This is a genomic window from Citricoccus sp. NR2 (assembly GCF_027594385.1).
Classification (GTDB): Bacteria; Actinomycetota; Actinomycetes; order Actinomycetales; family Micrococcaceae; genus CmP2.
In genome coordinates, this window is record NZ_CP115154.1 from 3,051,932 (window position 1) to 3,069,327 (window position 17,396).

Annotated in this window: 19 protein-coding genes; 9 read left to right on the plus strand and 10 right to left on the minus strand. The window is 68.1% G+C overall.

Annotation, left to right across the window (positions count from 1 at the left end; translation table 11 throughout):
• Positions 1-52: 52 nt before the first annotated feature.
• The 10 genes from O1A05_RS14365 to O1A05_RS14410 all read right to left on the minus strand — a co-directional run bounded on the left by O1A05_RS14365 (position 53) and on the right by O1A05_RS14410 (position 9,100).
• Positions 53-319, minus strand: coding sequence for a DUF6112 family protein (locus O1A05_RS14365; protein WP_006213369.1), 267 nt, complete (start codon positions 317-319; stop codon positions 53-55).
• The gene (locus O1A05_RS14370; protein ID WP_270107605.1) at positions 319-1,965 is read right to left on the minus strand and encodes a M23 family metallopeptidase; all 1,647 of its coding nucleotides are present in this window, start codon (positions 1,963-1,965) and stop codon (positions 319-321) included. The genes O1A05_RS14365 and O1A05_RS14370 overlap by 1 nt, the downstream gene beginning before the upstream one ends.
• 32 nt (positions 1,966-1,997) lie before the next feature.
• The gene (locus O1A05_RS14375; RefSeq protein WP_040560323.1) at positions 1,998-2,678 is read right to left on the minus strand and encodes a hypothetical protein; all 681 of its coding nucleotides are present in this window, start codon (positions 2,676-2,678) and stop codon (positions 1,998-2,000) included.
• A gap of 23 nt (positions 2,679-2,701) precedes the next feature.
• The gene (locus tag O1A05_RS14380) at positions 2,702-3,760 is read right to left on the minus strand and encodes a ParB N-terminal domain-containing protein (RefSeq protein ID WP_040560312.1); all 1,059 of its coding nucleotides are present in this window, start codon (positions 3,758-3,760) and stop codon (positions 2,702-2,704) included.
• 40 nt (positions 3,761-3,800) lie between these two features.
• A complete protein-coding gene (locus tag O1A05_RS14385; RefSeq protein ID WP_040560311.1) occupies positions 3,801-4,688 on the minus strand; it encodes a hypothetical protein in 888 nt (295 codons plus the stop codon).
• A 98-nt stretch (positions 4,689-4,786) separates the two neighbouring features.
• A complete protein-coding gene (locus tag O1A05_RS14390) occupies positions 4,787-5,191 on the minus strand; it encodes a hypothetical protein (RefSeq protein WP_006213364.1) in 405 nt (134 codons plus the stop codon).
• On the minus strand, positions 5,188-6,069 hold the full coding sequence (locus O1A05_RS14395) for a DUF2637 domain-containing protein (protein WP_179861206.1): 882 nt from the start codon (positions 6,067-6,069) through the stop codon (positions 5,188-5,190). The genes O1A05_RS14390 and O1A05_RS14395 overlap by 4 nt, the downstream gene beginning before the upstream one ends.
• Positions 6,069-6,977, minus strand: a complete 909-nt coding sequence (locus O1A05_RS14400) for a bifunctional DNA primase/polymerase (protein WP_235044703.1) — start codon at positions 6,975-6,977, stop codon at positions 6,069-6,071. The genes O1A05_RS14395 and O1A05_RS14400 overlap by 1 nt, the downstream gene beginning before the upstream one ends.
• A complete protein-coding gene (locus O1A05_RS14405) occupies positions 6,977-8,062 on the minus strand; it encodes an ArdC-like ssDNA-binding domain-containing protein (protein ID WP_006213361.1) in 1,086 nt (361 codons plus the stop codon). The genes O1A05_RS14400 and O1A05_RS14405 overlap by 1 nt, the downstream gene beginning before the upstream one ends.
• Before the next feature lie 246 nt (positions 8,063-8,308).
• Complete coding sequence (locus O1A05_RS14410) at positions 8,309-9,100, minus strand: helix-turn-helix transcriptional regulator (protein ID WP_225984163.1); 792 nt, start codon at positions 9,098-9,100, stop codon at positions 8,309-8,311.
• A gap of 553 nt (positions 9,101-9,653) precedes the next feature.
• Here O1A05_RS14410 and O1A05_RS14415 point away from each other — a divergent pair.
• The 9 genes from O1A05_RS14415 to O1A05_RS14455 all read left to right on the plus strand — a co-directional run bounded on the left by O1A05_RS14415 (position 9,654) and on the right by O1A05_RS14455 (position 17,343).
• Positions 9,654-9,863, plus strand: coding sequence for a heavy-metal-associated domain-containing protein (locus tag O1A05_RS14415; RefSeq protein WP_006213359.1), 210 nt, complete (start codon positions 9,654-9,656; stop codon positions 9,861-9,863).
• Positions 9,863-10,804: a hypothetical protein gene (locus O1A05_RS14420; RefSeq protein ID WP_040560308.1), complete on the plus strand. Its 942-nt coding sequence runs from the start codon at positions 9,863-9,865 to the stop codon at positions 10,802-10,804. The genes O1A05_RS14415 and O1A05_RS14420 overlap by 1 nt, the downstream gene beginning before the upstream one ends.
• A gap of 46 nt (positions 10,805-10,850) precedes the next feature.
• Positions 10,851-13,121: a heavy metal translocating P-type ATPase gene (locus O1A05_RS14425; RefSeq protein ID WP_040560307.1), complete on the plus strand. Its 2,271-nt coding sequence runs from the start codon at positions 10,851-10,853 to the stop codon at positions 13,119-13,121.
• A gap of 53 nt (positions 13,122-13,174) precedes the next feature.
• Positions 13,175-13,426, plus strand: a complete 252-nt coding sequence (locus O1A05_RS14430) for a YHS domain-containing protein (RefSeq protein WP_006213356.1) — start codon at positions 13,175-13,177, stop codon at positions 13,424-13,426.
• A 66-nt stretch (positions 13,427-13,492) separates the two neighbouring features.
• Positions 13,493-13,846, plus strand: a complete 354-nt coding sequence (locus O1A05_RS14435; protein WP_006214162.1) for a metal-sensitive transcriptional regulator — start codon at positions 13,493-13,495, stop codon at positions 13,844-13,846.
• Positions 13,847-13,893: 47 nt separating this feature from the next.
• A complete protein-coding gene (locus O1A05_RS14440; protein ID WP_006214163.1) occupies positions 13,894-15,039 on the plus strand; it encodes an FAD-dependent oxidoreductase in 1,146 nt (381 codons plus the stop codon).
• A gap of 45 nt (positions 15,040-15,084) precedes the next feature.
• Positions 15,085-16,320 carry an MFS transporter gene (locus tag O1A05_RS14445; RefSeq protein WP_006214164.1) on the plus strand — a complete coding sequence of 412 codons (1,236 nt, stop codon included), beginning with the start codon at positions 15,085-15,087 and terminating at the stop codon, positions 16,318-16,320.
• Positions 16,317-16,646 (plus strand): ferredoxin, encoded by a 330-nt coding sequence (gene fdxA, locus O1A05_RS14450; RefSeq protein WP_006214165.1) that lies wholly within the window; start codon positions 16,317-16,319, stop codon positions 16,644-16,646. Before O1A05_RS14445 ends, fdxA begins: the two co-directional genes overlap by 4 nt.
• Before the next feature lie 97 nt (positions 16,647-16,743).
• A complete protein-coding gene (locus tag O1A05_RS14455; protein ID WP_006214166.1) occupies positions 16,744-17,343 on the plus strand; it encodes a YdhK family protein in 600 nt (199 codons plus the stop codon).
• The last annotated feature ends 53 nt before the right edge of the window (positions 17,344-17,396 follow it).

A 17,396-nucleotide genomic window follows, 5' to 3' on the forward strand; every position in this document is an offset into this window, starting at 1 on the left:
GCGCCCGCCCCCACAAGACCGGGGGCGGGCGCAGCAGCTTCAGCGCAGGGGTTCAGAGTTGTTGGCCGATGCCGATCAACCAGTTCATCCACGTGACCCCGGCGCCGGCGAGGATCGCCGCCCCGAGGGCGACGAGCACGCCGGTGCGGGCCTTGCCGGCGGCGGCGTAGTTCCCGGACGCAGACGCGATCGCCCAGACGATGCCGGAAATAATGAGCATCAGCACCGCGATGATGAGCACGAACGTCAACAGGGCGCCGATGACCTCTTCCAGGTCGCCGATGCCGCCCAGGCCCTCGAAATCGGGGAACACGTCCATCAGGCCCCACCACCCGAATCGGCGAGGGTGACGTGGAGGTGGTCTTGATGCCTCGTGGTGATATCGGTGCCGCGCGTGTAGTCGCGCCAGCCCTCGTCGTCACGGGCGAGGGACCAGATCTTGTCCTGCCAGATGAGGTAGTCGACTCCGAGGGTCTCGGCGTGGTCTTTCATCCAGTTCGTGACTTCCCAGCCCGCCTCGATCTGCGCGGGCGTGGGCATCTGCCCGATGGCGTTGCCGAACGCGATATCGCAGGCCCGACCCAGCGGGTGCTCCGAGACCGTGCCCGGCCGTGGCGAGTAGCACGACCAGGTCGTCTCGGGGAACGCCGCGATCGTCTGCTGATACAGGTGCAGGGTGCGGCGGGTGATCTGCCCGTTACTGGTCGGGTCGTCGACCAGCTCATCCGGGTCACCGGCCGGGGCAGGGTCAGGCTCCCCACCAGGCCCATTGCTGTCGGGGTCGCAGTCGCCGGCCGGTGGGCCGGTCTCGGCCTCGGGCAGGTCCGCGGCGTCGTGGGCGTTCAGCCAGGCGGCGGGGTCGGTGTGCTCACCGCCGGTGCCCCCGACATAGACCTCAAGGTGCAGGTGCGGGCCGGTGGACTGGCCCGAGGAGCCGACGTCGGCGATGTGCTGCCCGGCCCGCACCCTATCGCCGGCCTCGACGTGGATGCCGTCGGCCCAGGAATGGATGTACCCGGTGGCGACCTGCTCGCCGCCGACCTGATGTTCGATGACGACCTTCCCGCCCCACGCATCGGTGTACTCGGCGACGGTGACCGTGCCGTCGGCGGCGGCGAGGATGGGCGTGCCGTCCGGGGCGGCGAAGTCGCTGCCGGTGTGGAAGGACTGCTCCCCGGTGATCGGGTGGGTGCGCGGCCCGTACGGGTCGGTCGCCGTCCACGTGTCCTCGGGCAGAGGGAACACCACCCGCGAAGACTCCGCCGCCCCGGCCACAGCAGGCACCACACCAGGGTCAGTTTCGACGTTCGTGCCTGTGGTGCCGAGGAGGGTGTCGAGGATCGTGACGGCGACGGGGCTGTAGTTCTCGTACCGGTCGGGGAACGCCGAGACCTCCACGGCTTGGGCGGCCTCGCCTTTGCCCATGTCTTGCCAGCCGGGGATGTCCAGCAGCCCGCGCGGCGAGGGATGGTTCGGGCCGTCCGGGCCGCCGAAGAACGCTCGCGCCTGATACTCGGGGGCCATCAGCTCTGGGACCGACCCCCACCCGGCCTGCGGGCGCATCTGGAACAACCCCAGGCTGTCGTTGTCGCTGCCATCGCCATCGTTCGGGTAGTCCGCTGACTCCGGGTAGACGCTCGTGTTCGACAGCTGCCGCAGGGTCGACTCGGTCAGTGCGGCCATCAGCGCGATCTGGAGTCCGTCACGGTTCACGCCCTCGACGCCGGAGCCGGTCTCGATGATCGTGGCCGCGTGCGTGAGTTGCTTCTTGTTCAGCGTGAACGACTCCCCATCGCGCGTTTCGACGGCGAGCTCGTCGGGCACCTCGCCGACTTGCAGTCCGCCGCCGGGCACGGTGCAGGCCCAGGTCGCGGCGGGGTTCATCAGCAGCCCGATCCCGACCATCGACAGGAACGGTGCTACCAGCGCCAGTGCGAGCAGTCCGATAGCGAGCTTCTTGAGCACCACGCCCCTCCTTTCTCCCCAGACCTCTCGGGTCAGCGCAGGGGGTTGTCCAGCTCGGACAGCCGCAGCAGATGACAGGTGTCGTAGGCGGGCTCGCAGACCACGAACACGGTGAACGCCACCTCGTGCGCGGAGTCGACGGGTTCGTCGTTCAACACCCCGGCACGGTGGCGGACGCCTTCGATCGTGATCGCCGTCGTCCCCTCCACCAGCTGCCCCGGCTGCGCCTGCTCCTGCGCGGTCGCCCACGCTCCGGGCACGAACGCATCGGTGATCTCCAGGTGCTGGGTGGTGGCGTACTGGCGCAGCTCGACCCATGCCTCCCGCGTGGGCAGATAGGCGGCGATATCGGAGGCGAGGCCGGCCTGCTCGGTGCCGGTCGGGTCGGCGACCTCCATCAGCACGCTCGTGTAGTCCAGCGGCATCAGCCCCGACCCGGTATCCCAGGCGAACACCGCCGTCGCGACGTTGCGGGCGAACTCCTCCGGGTCCCCGGACCCGACCACCGCAGCGATCCGCCCCGGCCGTGGCGTGCCGGACTCGACCGGACTCGACGACGCGCCCGGCTCGGGGTCACGGTCGTGGGGTGGGCTGGTGTCGGGGCCGAGGATCAGGCCGTAGATCCCGATGCCGGCCAGGAGCACGATCACCAGGCCGGCGGCGAGCAGGACGATCAGGCGGGTGCGCGGGCGGGAGTCAGCGAAAGTCTTCATGCCGCCCAGGTGCACGCACCCGGTCACAGAGCACGCAGATGCTGCCGAGAGACGCTCTCGCCTGATTCGGCATCAGCGCCGGGGCCGGTGTCCTCGTCGGTGCGGGGCTCCTCGGTTGTCGTCTCGACGTCGTGGCCGGTGGTGTCGAGGGAGATGCGCAGGCGGGCGGCGAAGGCGCTGGTGCCGTCGGCGACGTCGAGGAAGATGCCGGCCTGCTCCTCGGTGAGGTCGCGGGCGAGCTCGTCCACGTCGTAGTGGGTCCACCATTCCGCCAGGGAGGTCCAGGTCTGCACGAACGCCGTCACCGGCCACCGCCCCGGCACCACCGCCGGCCGGGCCGAGGTGTGCGTGCGGGGCTTGGTGCGTCCAGCGGCGGTGACACGGGCGACGGCCTCTTGGGCCATCGCGCGCAGCGACGCCTGGCGAGAGGCGTCCGCTTGCTCGACCTGGCCGCGCAGGCGCTGATAGGCGGGGTCGACCGGCCCGCCGGCCTCGATCCCCGCCAGCTCCGTCGTCGCCTGCTCGCGCAGCGCCTCGGGATTCTCGGGGTTCTCGGCCATGGCCTGGATCGCCGAGATCTTCTCCAGCGTCGTGTACGAGGCGCGGCCGGTGACCATCCGCGCGGCCTGCGCGCGGCTCCTCCCACCGACACCCCCTGACGGGGGTGCCAATTTGGCACCCCCGTCAGCACCGGGCTGATTCTCCGCCGAGAAGCGGGTTACGACATCGCGGCGCTGGGCGTCCTCGGTCATGAGCTGCTTGAGCTCGCGGTACAGGGCGGCGGCCTCCAGCTGGTTGAGCGGCTTGCGGTGCGCATTCTCGTCCTGCTCGGCCAGCAGATGCCCCAACCGGGTCGAGACACCCGATCGCACCCACACGCTGACCGTGCGCCAGTGCAGCAGCCGGATCGCTTCCAGCCGGCGTCGCCCGCACACCAGCACCCCTTCGGGGGTGACCGTGATCGGTTGCAACAGGCCGTGCTCGCGGATCGAGTCAGCCAGAGCCTGGATATCGCCGAGGTCGGCGCGATGACGGGCACCGACCTGAATCGACTCCACGGTGCGTTGCAGTTCGATACTCATCACCACTCACCCCTCTCAGTCCTCTCTTCGTGGTCCCCGGTTACTTCCGGGCCTGTCGTGGGGCGGCCAGGCAGATGGTGAGCACGAGATCGTCATCGCGCAGCAGCATCGGGATCGTCTCGCCGATCAGCAGCCGCAGCAGCACCCCGCGGCCCGCGCTGGTCGCCGCCAGCGCCGGGTGCGGGTTGCCCAGCAGCGCCTTGAGCAGCCCGGTCCAGGACCGGCCCGGCAGATCCAGCAGCGCGCGGGCGTGCTGGTCACGTCGCAGGGTCTCGAACGCGGTATGCCGCGCCCCGGCCTTCGCCAGCGCCCCGCAGATGTGCTCCACCGACGCCCGCGCGGTCGCGGGCTCCCAGCCGAGCATCGTCACCAGCGCGATGGCGTCCTCAGCCGCCGACGACGCCGACATCGCCACCCCCACCACACCACCACCGCCACCGTCACCGTCTCCGGCGTCTCCGGTGCCGTCGGGATCGGGTTCGGGGTCGGTGACCTGGAACGCGGGGTGATACTCCGACAGCGGCGTCTCCCTGTCGGAGATTCGCTCGGCGTCGTGGAACGCGGAGATGTGCGGGCGGCGGGCCTGATGGGTCGAGCACAGCAGCCCCTGGGCGCGCTCCTCGGCGATGCAGGTGATCCGCACCGCGTGCGTGACCACGCCCCACGGGTCGATCGCCTCCCGGGCGGAGCGGGTGCGCATCACATCGAACGCGGCGCTGGCGGCCTCCCACGGGTCCAACGAGTGCTTGCGCGCCAGCGCGGCGTACTTCTGCGCCGCATACTGCATCAGCTCGCCGGCGACCGGGTCCCGCGCCCATGCCCCGGGCCCGGCCGCGTGGAGCCGGGCCAGCAGGGCACGCAGCCCGGCGCTGGTCGTGTAGTTCTCAGGCCCCCGCTGCGGGGAACCTGTGTGAGTCGTGGTCGTCATGGGTTCGGCACCTCCTGGCAGGCAGGTGCACTCGCCTTCTCCGACACCTGGTGCTCGGCGTTCGGCGCCGGGCATGGTCGTGGTCATGGCCGGTCACCTCAGTTCATTCCGACCGGGCCGCGCCCGGCCCCGTCACGGCTCGTACTGCGGCCGAACGCCGAGATCGGGGGCAGCTCACGCTCCTTTGCACCCAGGCGCGTGACGCCGCGGGCGAGGCCGTCGTGGGCCTTGTGTGCGAGGTTCGCCTCGAAGTCGATCGCCAGGCGTGAGATCTGCCCGGTGCCTCTCGCCATCAGGTCCGAGGTGCGTACCCAGTCAACCCCGCGCGCCTTGCGCAGTGCCGGATCAACATCCGCAGTCTCAGTCTTGGCACCGGTTGTGCGGGTGACGTCGGCGGCTTGGATCGCCTCCGGAGCACCCGGTGTCTCCGCCCGGTCAGGGCGGGTCGTCTCCGGCGGGGGCGTGTCCTGCCTGCCGGGGTTGTTCTGCTCGTAGGGGTTCATGATTTCTGCTCCTTCTCCTCATCTGATTCGTTGTGGTGCTCGGGCACTGCCGAGGTCTCCTGGTCTGCGGCGGGCGCGGGATCGGTGCGGGGGAACCAGCGGCCGACGGTCGAGGCGTGCACGCCGAGTTCGCGCGCGATCGCCTTGTTCGACCAGCCCCGCCCCCGCAGCACTGCCGCCCGTTCCCGCCGCCCAGCACCTGCCAACGTTGGCGGGTCGGGCTCAGCCGATGGGGTTTCGGCCACCGCCTCCAGCACGGGCACATCCGATCGGTCAGGCTCTGTCTGCTCGCCCAGCACCTTGGCGGCCGGGGCCGGCGGTGTCGCTACCGCGATGCCCGTGGCCGAACGTGGCCGCTCGGGAAGCTCCGGCAGAAGGAGCGGTGCGGCCTGTGCCTGCGCGCCAGCGGTCTCGGAGACCTCCAGCGCCGATCCTGACTCCGGGGTGGGGGTGATCGGCGTGGGGACCGGGGTTCTGGTGGAGCGGGTCAGGACCGTCGTCAGATGCGTGGAGGCCAGCAGCACGAGCGGCGGGACCGCGGCGACGATGGCCGCGAGCAGGCCCGGCACGGAGGCGTCAGCGGCGACGAGGGCGTGCGCGGCGTTCGCGCTCACCGACATCAGCGCCCCGGCGATCAGCAGCACCCACGGGTACCAGGCCGCCCGATGCCCGTCGAGGGCGACGACCGCGACGGTCGCGACCACGATCAGCCCGTCCACCAAGAGCGGCCAGATCCACGCCTGGTTCCTGGTGATGCCCGAGCGCACCGCGAGATCGGCCAGAGCGACGAAGCTCAGCCAGAACGCGCCGCCGCCGATCAGCACCGTCCCCGACGCGGCCGCGACCACCGCCCATCGCCGCCCCGACAGCCCGCCCATCACAGCCCCCGGCCCGCCCGCGTCGCAGCCGGCACCGGCCCGAATCTCTCCGGCACGGACTCGGCCCGGGTCGAGGTGCCGACACCGGTGGTGATGGTGCGGTAGGCGGACTCGACGGTGCGAGTGATCTCCCGCTGCCCGAAATCCGGCTGCTCCACGCTCGCAAACGCATCCAGCGCCTCGGAGACCGGCACATTGCCCTCGGCGAGGCGGCAGGCGGCCCAGAACAGCTTGAGATTGCGATCCGTGGACTGCCCGCTCAGCCAGGACGCCATCCGACCCGCATCCACCATCGCCCCTGCATCCGAGATCGGGCCGGTCTTCGGGCGGGGCCGGGGCGGGGTGAGAAACTCCCGCAGGCGCTGCGCATCCAGCGCCCGCCCGTCGGTGGGGGCGAACGAGGTGGGGCGGTAGAGCACGCTCTCGCCGTCGATCTGGCGGCGCGAGGGCGGGACGATGATGTAGCCGCGATCCCCACGGAAATCCACCCCGGCACGGCCGGCCTGCCACGACGGCTGTTCACTGTCGGCGGCCGGGAAGTAGATGTGCAGGCCGCCGGTCGGTGAGCGCACCATCGTCTCCCAGCCATGCACCAGCCCCTCCCGCCGCGCGGCGCGGATCGCGTCGAAGCCGTTGACGCCGTGCACATCGACATCCACCACGGAGACGCCCGAGGCTCGGCCGGTGGGCATGCCGATGTTCGCCGCCGGGAACCTGCGCCACCAGGCCTCCACCTGCGCCGGGTCGGTGGTGGCGTCGTGGAAGCCGCGTCGGGTGATCGGCTGCTTGCCCTCCGGCGCGCACGGGAACACCGGCACCCCGGACTGCGCGAACACCATCGCGGCCCGCCCCAGCGGCCAGGACGCATCCATCTGCCGGACCGCCCGAGTAAACCTGCTCTCGGACATCACAGCCCCCGCCCCAACACGACCGCAGCGGCCCGCTCCGGCGCCGGCAACGGCGCCACTTGCCGACCGGGCGTGTCCTGCCGTGGGCTCTTCGGGGCCGGGCCGTCGCGTTCCAGCCCGGGCGGTGTGCCGTCGGGCACCTGGTTCGTGTCGAGGCCGTCGAGGATGCTGAGCGCGGTCTTGCGGATGCGCTCACCGGCGGCCTGCACGACCTCGACCGGGTTCTTCCCGTCGACGTTCGCCGCCCACCCGGCCACGTACGGGATCGTGTAGCCCGTGGTGTCCATGCCGTGGGCGGCGCCGATCATCAGCGCCACCGATTCGGCCTCGACCTCACCGATCCCGCGATGCTGCCGCGCCTCCTCCTGGTCCGGCCCATGCATCAGCACATGCCCGAGCTCGTGGGCGAGAGTCTTCACCTGCGCGGCGTCGTCCATGTTCGTGCGCACGGCGACTTGCCGGGTCGAGTAGTTCGTCAGCCCGTTCGCGCCGCCGATCATGCCCTCGTGCGGCACCCACAGCAGCTCGAACCCCTCCGCCGTGACCTGCTCCGCCAGACCCTCGCGCAGACCTTCGGGGGCTTCGCCAGCGAGCAGCCGTGGCGCTGGCCGTTCGGGGATCGGATCGCCGCTGGTCTGGGAGGCGTCCCAGACGTAGGCCGGGCGCACGCCGACCATGCGGGAGCGCACGACCTCACCGGGCTTCGGCTTCTCACCCCGGTTCAGACGCCGCCAGGAGTCCGGATCGGCCGGGTTCGTCGAGGCGAACCTGCCAGTGACCGGGGCGAGGATCTGATACCCGGCCTGGCCCTTCTCGACCTGTCGGCCCAGCTGCTGCCACTGCTTGTATCCCGCGACCAGGGTGGGGAACGGTTCGGGCACCCCGCCGGCCTCGAATGCGGCCTGGTGCTGCTCCCAGATCAGGCAGACGTTGTTGAAGCTCCGCGACCGGAACCGGGCAGCGAACCGCATCGCATCGGCCCAGTCCTCACCGGTGACCAGCCGTTCGACGGCACCGGTGAGCTTCTCGTGGAGCTCGTCGAGCTTCGCTTCCCGCTGTTGGCGGGCTTCCTCCCTCGTCGCCATCGTCGGCCTCCTCTCGGCAGGCCAGCCGCGAGGTCGCGGCTGGCCTTGCACCAGCGAGGTGAGCCAGGAGCTTCCGGCGAGTCAGACGGTCAGCGAACGGAACAGTCGGTAGGTTGGCCGTCAGGACACGGGCGGCACCTGACGTGGACCTACTGGCGTATCAGCCTCAGAGCCTGCGTAGGGCTGGAAGCAGCTGAGTCCGGTCGGACGCCGGACGAAGTGATGATTTCCCGGACGACTCTGCTGCTATCTATCCGCGACAACCGGGCGCATGGAGCGGTAGCGACTCGGGCTGAGCCCGACGTGCTCGATGAATGCCTCCGTCGCCCGTGAACGGCTGGACCAGCCGACGCAACGACCTACTGCTGCGACAGAAAGATCGGACTCGCGCAGCAGCCTGGCCATCTCCTGCACGCGAAGCATCGTCAGATACGCGATCGGGGTCTTCCCGAAGGCATCGACGAACACACGGGTCAATTGCTGCGGGGAGAGCCGCACCCTCTCGGACAGCTCGTGGAGTGTCCACCTATAGGCGACGTTTTCATGCAGTGCCTCCCGTGCCAGCAGCGCCTCCGGACGGAGAGGGGCTAACCTGCGACTGCGCGGCAGCACTGGACGCGCGCGTGCACGCTGCAATGGTGTCAGCCTCGCAGGCGAGACCCGGATGAATGGTCCGAGCACATCCATGACAGCGAACCAGAGTGCCTGGAGTCGGTTGAATCTCTCTCGGAACCGTCTCTCAACGCTGAGCGCGACCATCTCATCAATCCACGGCACAACCATCCCGGCCCGATCTCTGCCGAGTCGCAGGATCTGCGCTGGTTCAGAGTAGATCTTCTCCGCGAAACCGGGGGCGTCAAGCCGATCGTGCAGCACCGCAGAGTGCTGCCAGAAGAACTGATCGAGAGCGAAATCGGTATCGACACGGATCGACGTCACCGACACTTGGCACTCGGGCTCGCAGCTGAACAATACGTTCGGGCCGAGAAGGATCGCATCGCCCACGCTGACCGGCTGACGACCGAACTCGCTGAACATGATTGCCGAGCCCGACCTAATGAACAAGATGTTGAGGCAGTCGTAAACCACCGGGCCGACAGGCCGGTGGACGGCAAGCGTCTGGGCGACCAGCGGGCTACGCCAATGTGCATCACAGGAGTGCCTCGCTGCCTCTGGCGTGGCCGCGCACTCTTGCTGGCTCTTGTCTGATCCGCTCACTAATCTCGAACGCCTGTGGAGCCGGACGAGCTCGCCAGTTCCGAACCAACAGCAATAGCGCATGATCGCTGTGGGGCGGGAGTCGGTTTCGTACCAGTCTTCGCTGCCTTCGTCGATGCGGCAAGGCAGTCCACGGTTCTGATGAGCCGAGGGGTCACTACTCTCCGACGCGCATCGACAAAACCCAGCGGATCGCCCCGCAGCATCGGTGCACCACAAGGCACACCTCGGACGCTCCAACCATCGTTTGCAGCACTTGCGCGATGCAGCTCACACGATCGCCTCCCTCCTTGCGGAATACCTGACAGGGGTATAGCGTTGACTTGTACACGTACCCGGTAGGGGTACTACCGACATACAAGGAGGATACCTGATGGCTTCGAACGATTACCAGGTGACGGGCATGACCTGCGGCCACTGCGAGATGTCGATCCGCGAGGAGGTCAGCGAGATCCCCGGCGTCCAGGACATCCAAGTCAGCGCGCAGACCGGCAAGCTCAACGTCACCGCCGAGGGTGAGATCGACGACGCCAAGGTCCTCGCGGCGGTCGAGGAGGCCGGCTACTCGGCGGTGCGCGTCTGATGAAGGCCGGAGGACGGCTCGCGCTCTACGGGGCCGGGTTGGTGGTGGCGTTCGGCGGGGCCTTCGGCCTCGCCGGCGCCGTCATTCCCGATAGCTTCGCAGCAGCATGGGCAGAAGGAAGTAACGTGAACGCACACGGTGAAGGGCACGGCGACGCTGCGCAGGAAACCGCGGAGCCCGCTCTGAACGGGGTCTCCGCAAGCGCGGACGGCTTCGTGCTCTCTCCGGTCCAGGCCCCCACGGCCGCAGGCGAGGATGGAGACCTGAGCTTCCAGATCCTCGACGAGTCCGGCGAACCGGTGACCGAGTACACCACCGCGCACGAGAAGGACCTGCATCTGATCGCCGTGCGCACCGACGGCGCCGGTTTCCAGCACGTGCACCCCGAACTCGACACGAGCACAGGCACCTGGTCGGTGCCGTGGACCTGGGACGAGGCGGGCACCTACCGCGTGTACGCCGACTTCACACCCGCGGGCGAGGAAGCCGAAGGCATCACTCTCACCCGCGCAATCGAGGTCGCGGGCGACTTCACCCCTGTCGAGACCGAGGCGCAGACCACCGACGAGGTCGACGGATACACCGTCTCCCTCAACGGCGACCTCACTGCGGGCACCTCAAGCGAGCTCACCATCTCGGTCGAGCGTGACGGTCAGCCGGTGACCACGCTGGAGCCTTACCTGGGCGCGTTCGGCCACCTGGTGGCGCTGCGCGAGGGTGACCTCGCCTACCTGCACGTCCACGCCGAGGGCGACGAGCCCCAGGCCGGGGACACGGCCGGACCCGAGATCCGATTCGCAGCGGAGGCCCCGACCGCCGACCGTTACCTGCTCTACCTGGACTTCCAGGTCGACGGGCAGGTGCACACCGCCGAGTTCGTGATCGACGCCGAGCACGGTGACGGCTCGAAGACAGACGATTCGCATTCCGACGGCCACTGACCCGCAGGGCCTGGCGTCGCACGAGAGCTGAGAAAGAAGGAAGAGGATGAGCACATCAGCGCCCCCAACGGGTGGGCCGGACATCGAGTTGGAGATCGGCGGGATGACCTGCGCCTCCTGCGCGAACCGGATCGAGAAGAAGCTGAACAAGCTCGATGGCGTCGCGGCCACCGTCAACTACGCCACTGAGAAGGCTAAGGTCACCGTGCCTGCCGGCTACGATCCGTCACTGCTGGTCGCCGAGGTCGAGAAGACCGGGTACACGGCCGCACTGCCCAAGCCCAAGGACACTACGGCGAACATGTCGGAGACCGAGGCCGGGGAGGAGGAAGACAGTGAGCTCACCTCGCTGCGGCATCGGCTGATCGGCGCGATCGTGCTCACTGTTCCCGTGATCGCGATGGCGATGATCCCCGCGCTGCAGTTCACGTATTGGCAGTGGGCCTCACTCGCCCTGGCCGCACCGGTGATCATCTGGGGAGCTTGGCCGTTCCACAAGGCGGCGTGGACGAACCTCAAGCACGGTGCGGCGACGATGGACACGCTCATCTCGATGGGTACCTCCGTCGCGCTGCTGTGGTCGCTCTATGCGCTCTTCCTCGGCACTGCCGGCACTCCCGGCATGACGCACCCCTTCGAGTTCACGATCGCTCCGTCGGATGGCGCGGCGAACATTTATCTCGAAGTCGGCGCGGGCGTGACGATGTTCATCCTCGCCGGCCGCTACTTCGAGAAGCGATCCAAGCGCCAGGCCGGGGCCGCGCTGCGCGCCCTCCTGGAGTTGGGCGCGAAGGAAGTCGCCGTACTCCGCGACGGCGTAGAGGTGAAGATCCCCACCTCTGAGCTGGCGGTCGGCGACGAGTTCATCGTCCGTCCAGGCGAGAAGATCGCCACCGACGGTCTCGTGACCTCCGGCTCCTCCGCGGTGGACGCCTCGATGCTCACCGGCGAGTCCGTGCCGGTCGAGGTCCGCGAGGGCGACTCGGTCACCGGTGCCACCGTCAACGCCGGCGGCCGCCTGGTCGTGCGGGCGACTCGTGTGGGTTCGGACACACAGCTCGCACAGATGGCGAAGCTCGTCGAGGACGCGCAGACCGGCAAGGCCGAGGTGCAGCGTCTGGCCGATCGTATCTCCGGCATCTTCGTGCCGATCGTCATCGTCGTCGCGTTCATCACCCTCGGCGCCTGGCTGGGAGGCGGGTTCCCCGTCGCCGCCGCGTTCACCGCAGCGGTCGCTGTGCTCGTCATCGCCTGCCCCTGCGCGCTGGGTCTGGCGACCCCGACCGCGTTGCTCGTCGGCACCGGGCGCGGTGCGCAGATGGGCGTCCTCATCAAGGGCCCGGAGGTGCTGGAGTCCACTCGCAAGGTCGACACCGTCGTGCTCGATAAGACCGGCACCGTCACCAGCGGCAAGATGACTCTGACCGACGTGATCACTGAGCCCGGTGTGGATCGTACGGAGCTGCTGCGTTTCGCCGGTGCACTGGAAGACTCTTCGGAGCATCCGATTGCGCAGGCGATCGCCAAGGGCGCGACCCAGGAAGTCGGCCAGCTGCCTACTCCAGAGGACTTCGCCAATGTCGAGGGCAAGGGCGTGCAGGGCATCGTCGAGGGGACCCCGGTCGTCGTCGGCCGCGAGTCTCTGCTGGCGGACTGGTCGCAGAAGCTCTCTCCGGAGGTCGCACAGGCGAAGGCCCAGGCCGAGGGCGAGGGCAAGACGGTCGTCGCGATCGGCTGGGACGGTGCTGCGCGCGGCATCCTCGTCGTCGCCGACACCGTCAAGCCCACGAGCGCCGAGGCGATCCGCGGGCTCAAGGAGATCGGCCTGACCCCGGTGCTGCTCACCGGTGACAACGAGGCCGTGGCCCGCCAGATCGCGTCCGAGGTCGGCATCGACGAGGTCATCGCCGAAGTGCTACCCAAGGACAAGGTCGACGTCGTCACTCGCCTCCAGGAAGAGGGCAAGATCGTCGCGATGGTCGGCGACGGCGTCAACGACGCCCCCGCGCTCGCGCAGGCTGATCTGGGCCTGGCGATGGGCACCGGCACGGACGTCGCGATCGAGGCCTCCGACATCACGCTCGTGCGCGGTGACCTGCGGGCCGCCGTCGACGCGATCCGCCTGTCCAGGAAGACCCTGTCGACGATCAAGACCAACCTGTTCTGGGCATTCGCCTACAACACCGCCGCGATCCCGGTCGCTGCGCTCGGCATGCTCAACCCCATGCTCGCAGGTGCGGCGATGGCGTTCTCCAGCGTCTTCGTCGTCGGCAACAGCCTCCGCCTGCGCGGGTTCACGAGCGTCGCCTCGAAGTGACGTACGAGAACCCACCCATCCACACGAATCCAATAACGAAGGAACACCAGAGAATGAGCAGCTGCTGCAGCACGAACGAGACCAACCCGGCCGTGGAGAACGGTGGACGCGAGAACCTTCTTGGCGGGGGCGCCGATGACATGACCACCTGCCCGGTCATGGTCGGCACCCCGGTCAGCAAGAAGACCGCCGAGGCCGCCGGCCTCTACCGCGACTTCGAGGATGAGCGCTACTACTTCTGCTGCGCTGGTTGTGGGCCTGCGTTCGATTCGGACCCGGCCAAGTACGCCGCCAACATGGCGTAATCCACCAGCGTGCGGGGTGCCGCGGCACCGCTGCGGCACCCCGCCACCTGATCGGAGCGAACCGACATGACCACTACGACTCCCACCACCGAAACCCACCTCGACACCTGCCCCGCAGGAGGCGACGGCGACGCGTCCGTCCACGGATACATCAGCGATAAGACGAAGTACCGCAATCGTCTGCGGCGCCTCGAAGGCCAAATCCGCGGCATCGATCGGATGGTCGACGAGGACCGCTACTGCATCGACATCCTCACCCAGATCTCCGCAGTCACCAGGGCACTCGAAAATGTCGCCCTCGGCCTGCTCGACGATCACCTCAAGCATTGTGTCCTCGACGCCGCACTCGCCGGCGGACCAGTGAGCGAGCAGAGGCTCGGCGAGGCGTCCGAGGCCATCGCCCGCCTCGTGCGCTCCTGACGCCGGCGCATCAGTTCGATCACGACCAGCAGTTCAGGAGTTCTTCTATGACCCCACAGCACGTTCTCATCCTCGGCTCGGGAGCAGCCGGGGCCGCAGCCGCCCGCACTCTCGCCTCACGCGACGATGTCCGGGTGACGCTGGTGACCCGCACCGGGGAGACGCCCTATACGCGGATGCTCATCAAGGGAATCGCGTTCGGTCCGACACCGCCGGAGATGATCAAGCTCCCGCTGCCTCAGATCGAGGTCATCGCCGACACCGTGCTCAAAGTCGATACCTCGGCGAAGCAGGTCCAGCTGACCTCCGGCGCACAGGTCTCCTACGACGCGCTCATCGTCGCGACCGGGAGTATGCCTCGCTCCCTGCCCGCTGACGTGTTCGGCGGCGAAGACGCCGGACAAGGGCGGGTCACCGCTCTTCACTCCGTGGAGGATGCCCTGGGCATCCGAAAGCTGCTGACCGGACTGGGGCGACCCGCGCGGGTAGCGATCTACGGCGGTGGAATCATCGCAGCCGAGACAGCCTCGTCTCTGCAAGCCGACGGACGCATGGTCACGCTGGTCTCCCGCAGTTCAGTTCCCGGCGTCGGAGCGTTTGGGGCGCCCGTGGCTGAGCGCCTCGCCGCCGACCATGCCGCCAAGGTGCAGGCCCGATTCGGTCGCACTCTCCAGCATGTCGACGAAACAGAATCCGGTGTCACCATCACCCTCAACGACGGAAATCCCGTCGTGGCTGACTTCCTTCTCCTCGCGCTCGGCACGACGCCCGCAGCCCCGTCACCGTGGACGAACGGTATCGACGTCGACGATCACCTCCGCGCCGCGGCAGAACACGTCTACGCAGCCGGAGGTGTGGCCACGCACCACGACGAGGCACTGGGCGCCTGGCGCATCGACCATTGGGAAGACGCCGCCGCACAGGGTGCGCATGCCGCGCAGGCCGCATTGCACGACCTCGGCATTAGCGACGATCCGGGCGCCTACCTGCCACGCAGCCCTTACATGGCAATGGTCTACGGTCAGATGATCTCCGGAGTCGGGTACACAGCCGGCGCAGACGCCCACCTGGAAGCCGGTGAGGAGTTCATCGTCCGCCACGAGACCGACGGCATCGTCGTCGGCGTCACTGGCATCGACGCAGTCGGCACCGTCTACCAGTGGGGGCAGCAGCTCCACGGCGTGCGGGCATAGGCGATGGCGGGAGACTGTATTAGGCAGATCCCACGGCGGGGCTTCGTGCTCTCGCTGGCAGCGACCATTCTCATGATGGCCGCTGCCAGCGCGCCGTCCTTGTTCTACCCCCAGATCGCCGAACGGCTCGGACTCATCCCCGTCGCCACCACACTCGTGTTCGCGGTCTACACCTTCACCCTCCTGGCCGCGCTGCTCTACCTCGGACCACTCTCCGACCACGTCGGCCGACGTCCGGTCGTGGCCGCCGGTTCTTTGGCGCTGGCGCTGAGCGTGGCCATGTTCTGGTTCGCCGGTAGCCTCGCGGCGCTCCTGGTCGCCCGAGCCTTGCAAGGGCTCGCAGCGGGTCTGCTGATCCCGGCGCTGTCGGCGATGATGATCGACTTCGAGTCCCCGTCGCATCGGAACATCGCAGCCCTGTGGAACACGATCGGCCCGATGATTGGCCTTGGGGCCGGGGCTCTCGGTGCTGCGCTTCTCCTCGATCTCACCTCCGAACCGACAACTGCCGTCTTCGGGTCGCTCGTGCTTGCCTTCCTCATCGTGGCAACGGTCGTGTGGAGCACACCGGAACTGGCCCCGAAGACCCGGATACGACGTGGCGACCTCCGTCCGCGGTTCACCGTGCCACCGCACCTGCGCCGCATGTTCACCGCCGGAGTGCCCGTGATCATCGCCGGGTGGGCGACCAACGGGCTTTTCCTCGCGCTCGGAGCCGACCTCGTCGGCAGTGAGCTTGGGGGCTCCACGCACACCCAAGCTGGGATCGTCATCTTCGCACTGGCGATCTCCGGAGTCACCGCCTCGTCCGTCCTACAGCGGCGTTCCGCCCGCACCATCAGCCTGTATGCGACCAGTGCCCTGGCGTTCGGCACCGCAGTGAGCATCGGCGCCCTCGCACTCGGTTCCTACTCAGCCTATGTCGCCTCGGTCGCGATCGTCGGTTCCGGGTTCGGCACAGCGTTCCTCGGGGTACTGCGCACACTCATGCCCCACACGGCATCGTCGGAACGCGCCGCCGTGATGGCTGTGATCTACACAGTTGCCTACCTGGCATTCGGCGTGCCCACCATCGTCGCCGGATTGCTCGTGCCGGTGCTCACCCTGTCGGGGACGATGACGATCCTCGGTGCGATCATCATCGCCCTCAGCCTCGTCGCCACCGTCCTGCGCCTGCGCATCCCGCACCCGGCCGCAGGCCCGGCAGAGACTGACGACTTCCCCGAGCCTCCCACCGGCTCTCACCGCCGATCCGCACCCGACCGAGAGGAGCAGCCATGACCTACGTGATCGCGCTTCCCTGCGTGGACGTCAAGGACCGCGCCTGCATCGACGAATGTCCTGTCGACTGCATCTACGAGGGCGAACGCTCGCTCTACATCCACCCCGACGAATGCGTCGACTGCGGAGCCTGCGAACCGGTCTGCCCCGTCGAGGCCATCTACTACGAAGACGACCTGCCCGACGAATGGTCTGACTACTACAAGGCCAACGTCGAGTTCTTCGACGAGTTGGGTTCTCCCGGAGGAGCCGCGAAGATCGGACCGACGGGCTTCGACCATCCCCTCATCGCCGCATTGCCCATCCAACACGAGCAGACCCTCTGAGAAGGGGCTTCCGATTGATCCATACCGACACAACACACAAGCCTTGACTAGTACCCCCTAGGGGTATATGGTAGGCATATTGATGAAAGGAAATGACATGCAGAGGAGACTGCGAACAGGACTGGCAGCGGGAGCGCTCGGAGTGGCGCTCGTGCTCGCCGGTTGCGCCAGCGGAGCAGACGACGACCAGCAGACCGACCCTTCGGCTACTGAGGAGCATCAGGGCCACGGCGGCAACAACGCAGAAAGCGGTGATGAGGAGATGGAGCACCCGATGGACGGCGGACCGGCACCCGAGGGTATCGCCGAAGCCAGTGAGCCCACCTACCCTGTCGGTACCGAGGTGCAGCTCACGGCCGACCACATGGAAGGCATGGAAGGGGCTACAGCAACGATTTCCGGCGCATTCGACACGTACACGTACTCCGTGAACTACACGCCCGCAGGTGGCGGCGACCCCGTCACTGATCACAAGTGGGTCGTGCAGGAAGAAATTGAGGATGCCGGCGACGAGCTTCTGGCCGACGGCACAGAGGTGACTCTGCTCGCCGAGCACATGGAAGGCATGGAAGGCGTAAAGGCCACCATCGCTTCGTCCACCGATGAGACGGTCTACATGGTCGACTACGAGACGGACGGCATGAAGATGACGAACCACAAGTGGGTCGTCGAGAGCGAGATCCAACCAGCGTCCTGAGCCGACGTTCGCTTGCCCGGCCACCGGGTGAGCGGCAATCGGCCTGGCTCGAT

Bases quoted from the DNA above. Each gene is read 5' to 3' on its own strand.
- O1A05_RS14380 (WP_040560312.1), bottom strand. From the start codon at position 3,760: ATGAGTATCGAACTGCAACGCACCGTGGAGTCGATTCAGGTCGGTGCC.
- O1A05_RS14400 (WP_235044703.1), bottom strand. From the start codon at position 6,977: ATGTCCGAGAGCAGGTTTACTCGGGCGGTCCGGCAGATGGATGCGTCC.
- O1A05_RS14435 (WP_006214162.1), top strand. From the start codon at position 13,493: ATGACCACTACGACTCCCACCACCGAAACCCACCTCGACACCTGCCCC.
- fdxA (WP_006214165.1), top strand. From the start codon at position 16,317: ATGACCTACGTGATCGCGCTTCCCTGCGTGGACGTCAAGGACCGCGCC.
- O1A05_RS14385 (WP_040560311.1), bottom strand. From the start codon at position 4,688: ATGACGACCACGACTCACACAGGTTCCCCGCAGCGGGGGCCTGAGAAC.
- O1A05_RS14425 (WP_040560307.1), top strand. From the start codon at position 10,851: ATGAGCACATCAGCGCCCCCAACGGGTGGGCCGGACATCGAGTTGGAG.
- O1A05_RS14390 (WP_006213364.1), bottom strand. From the start codon at position 5,191: ATGAACCCCTACGAGCAGAACAACCCCGGCAGGCAGGACACGCCCCCG.
- O1A05_RS14375 (WP_040560323.1), bottom strand. From the start codon at position 2,678: ATGAAGACTTTCGCTGACTCCCGCCCGCGCACCCGCCTGATCGTCCTG.
- O1A05_RS14395 (WP_179861206.1), bottom strand. From the start codon at position 6,069: ATGGGCGGGCTGTCGGGGCGGCGATGGGCGGTGGTCGCGGCCGCGTCG.
- O1A05_RS14430 (WP_006213356.1), top strand. From the start codon at position 13,175: ATGAGCAGCTGCTGCAGCACGAACGAGACCAACCCGGCCGTGGAGAAC.
- O1A05_RS14455 (WP_006214166.1), top strand. From the start codon at position 16,744: ATGCAGAGGAGACTGCGAACAGGACTGGCAGCGGGAGCGCTCGGAGTG.
- O1A05_RS14365 (WP_006213369.1), bottom strand. From the start codon at position 319: ATGGACGTGTTCCCCGATTTCGAGGGCCTGGGCGGCATCGGCGACCTG.
- O1A05_RS14420 (WP_040560308.1), top strand. From the start codon at position 9,863: ATGAAGGCCGGAGGACGGCTCGCGCTCTACGGGGCCGGGTTGGTGGTG.
- O1A05_RS14410 (WP_225984163.1), bottom strand. From the start codon at position 9,100: ATGTTCAGCGAGTTCGGTCGTCAGCCGGTCAGCGTGGGCGATGCGATC.
- O1A05_RS14415 (WP_006213359.1), top strand. From the start codon at position 9,654: ATGGCTTCGAACGATTACCAGGTGACGGGCATGACCTGCGGCCACTGC.
- O1A05_RS14405 (WP_006213361.1), bottom strand. From the start codon at position 8,062: ATGGCGACGAGGGAGGAAGCCCGCCAACAGCGGGAAGCGAAGCTCGAC.
- O1A05_RS14440 (WP_006214163.1), top strand. From the start codon at position 13,894: ATGACCCCACAGCACGTTCTCATCCTCGGCTCGGGAGCAGCCGGGGCC.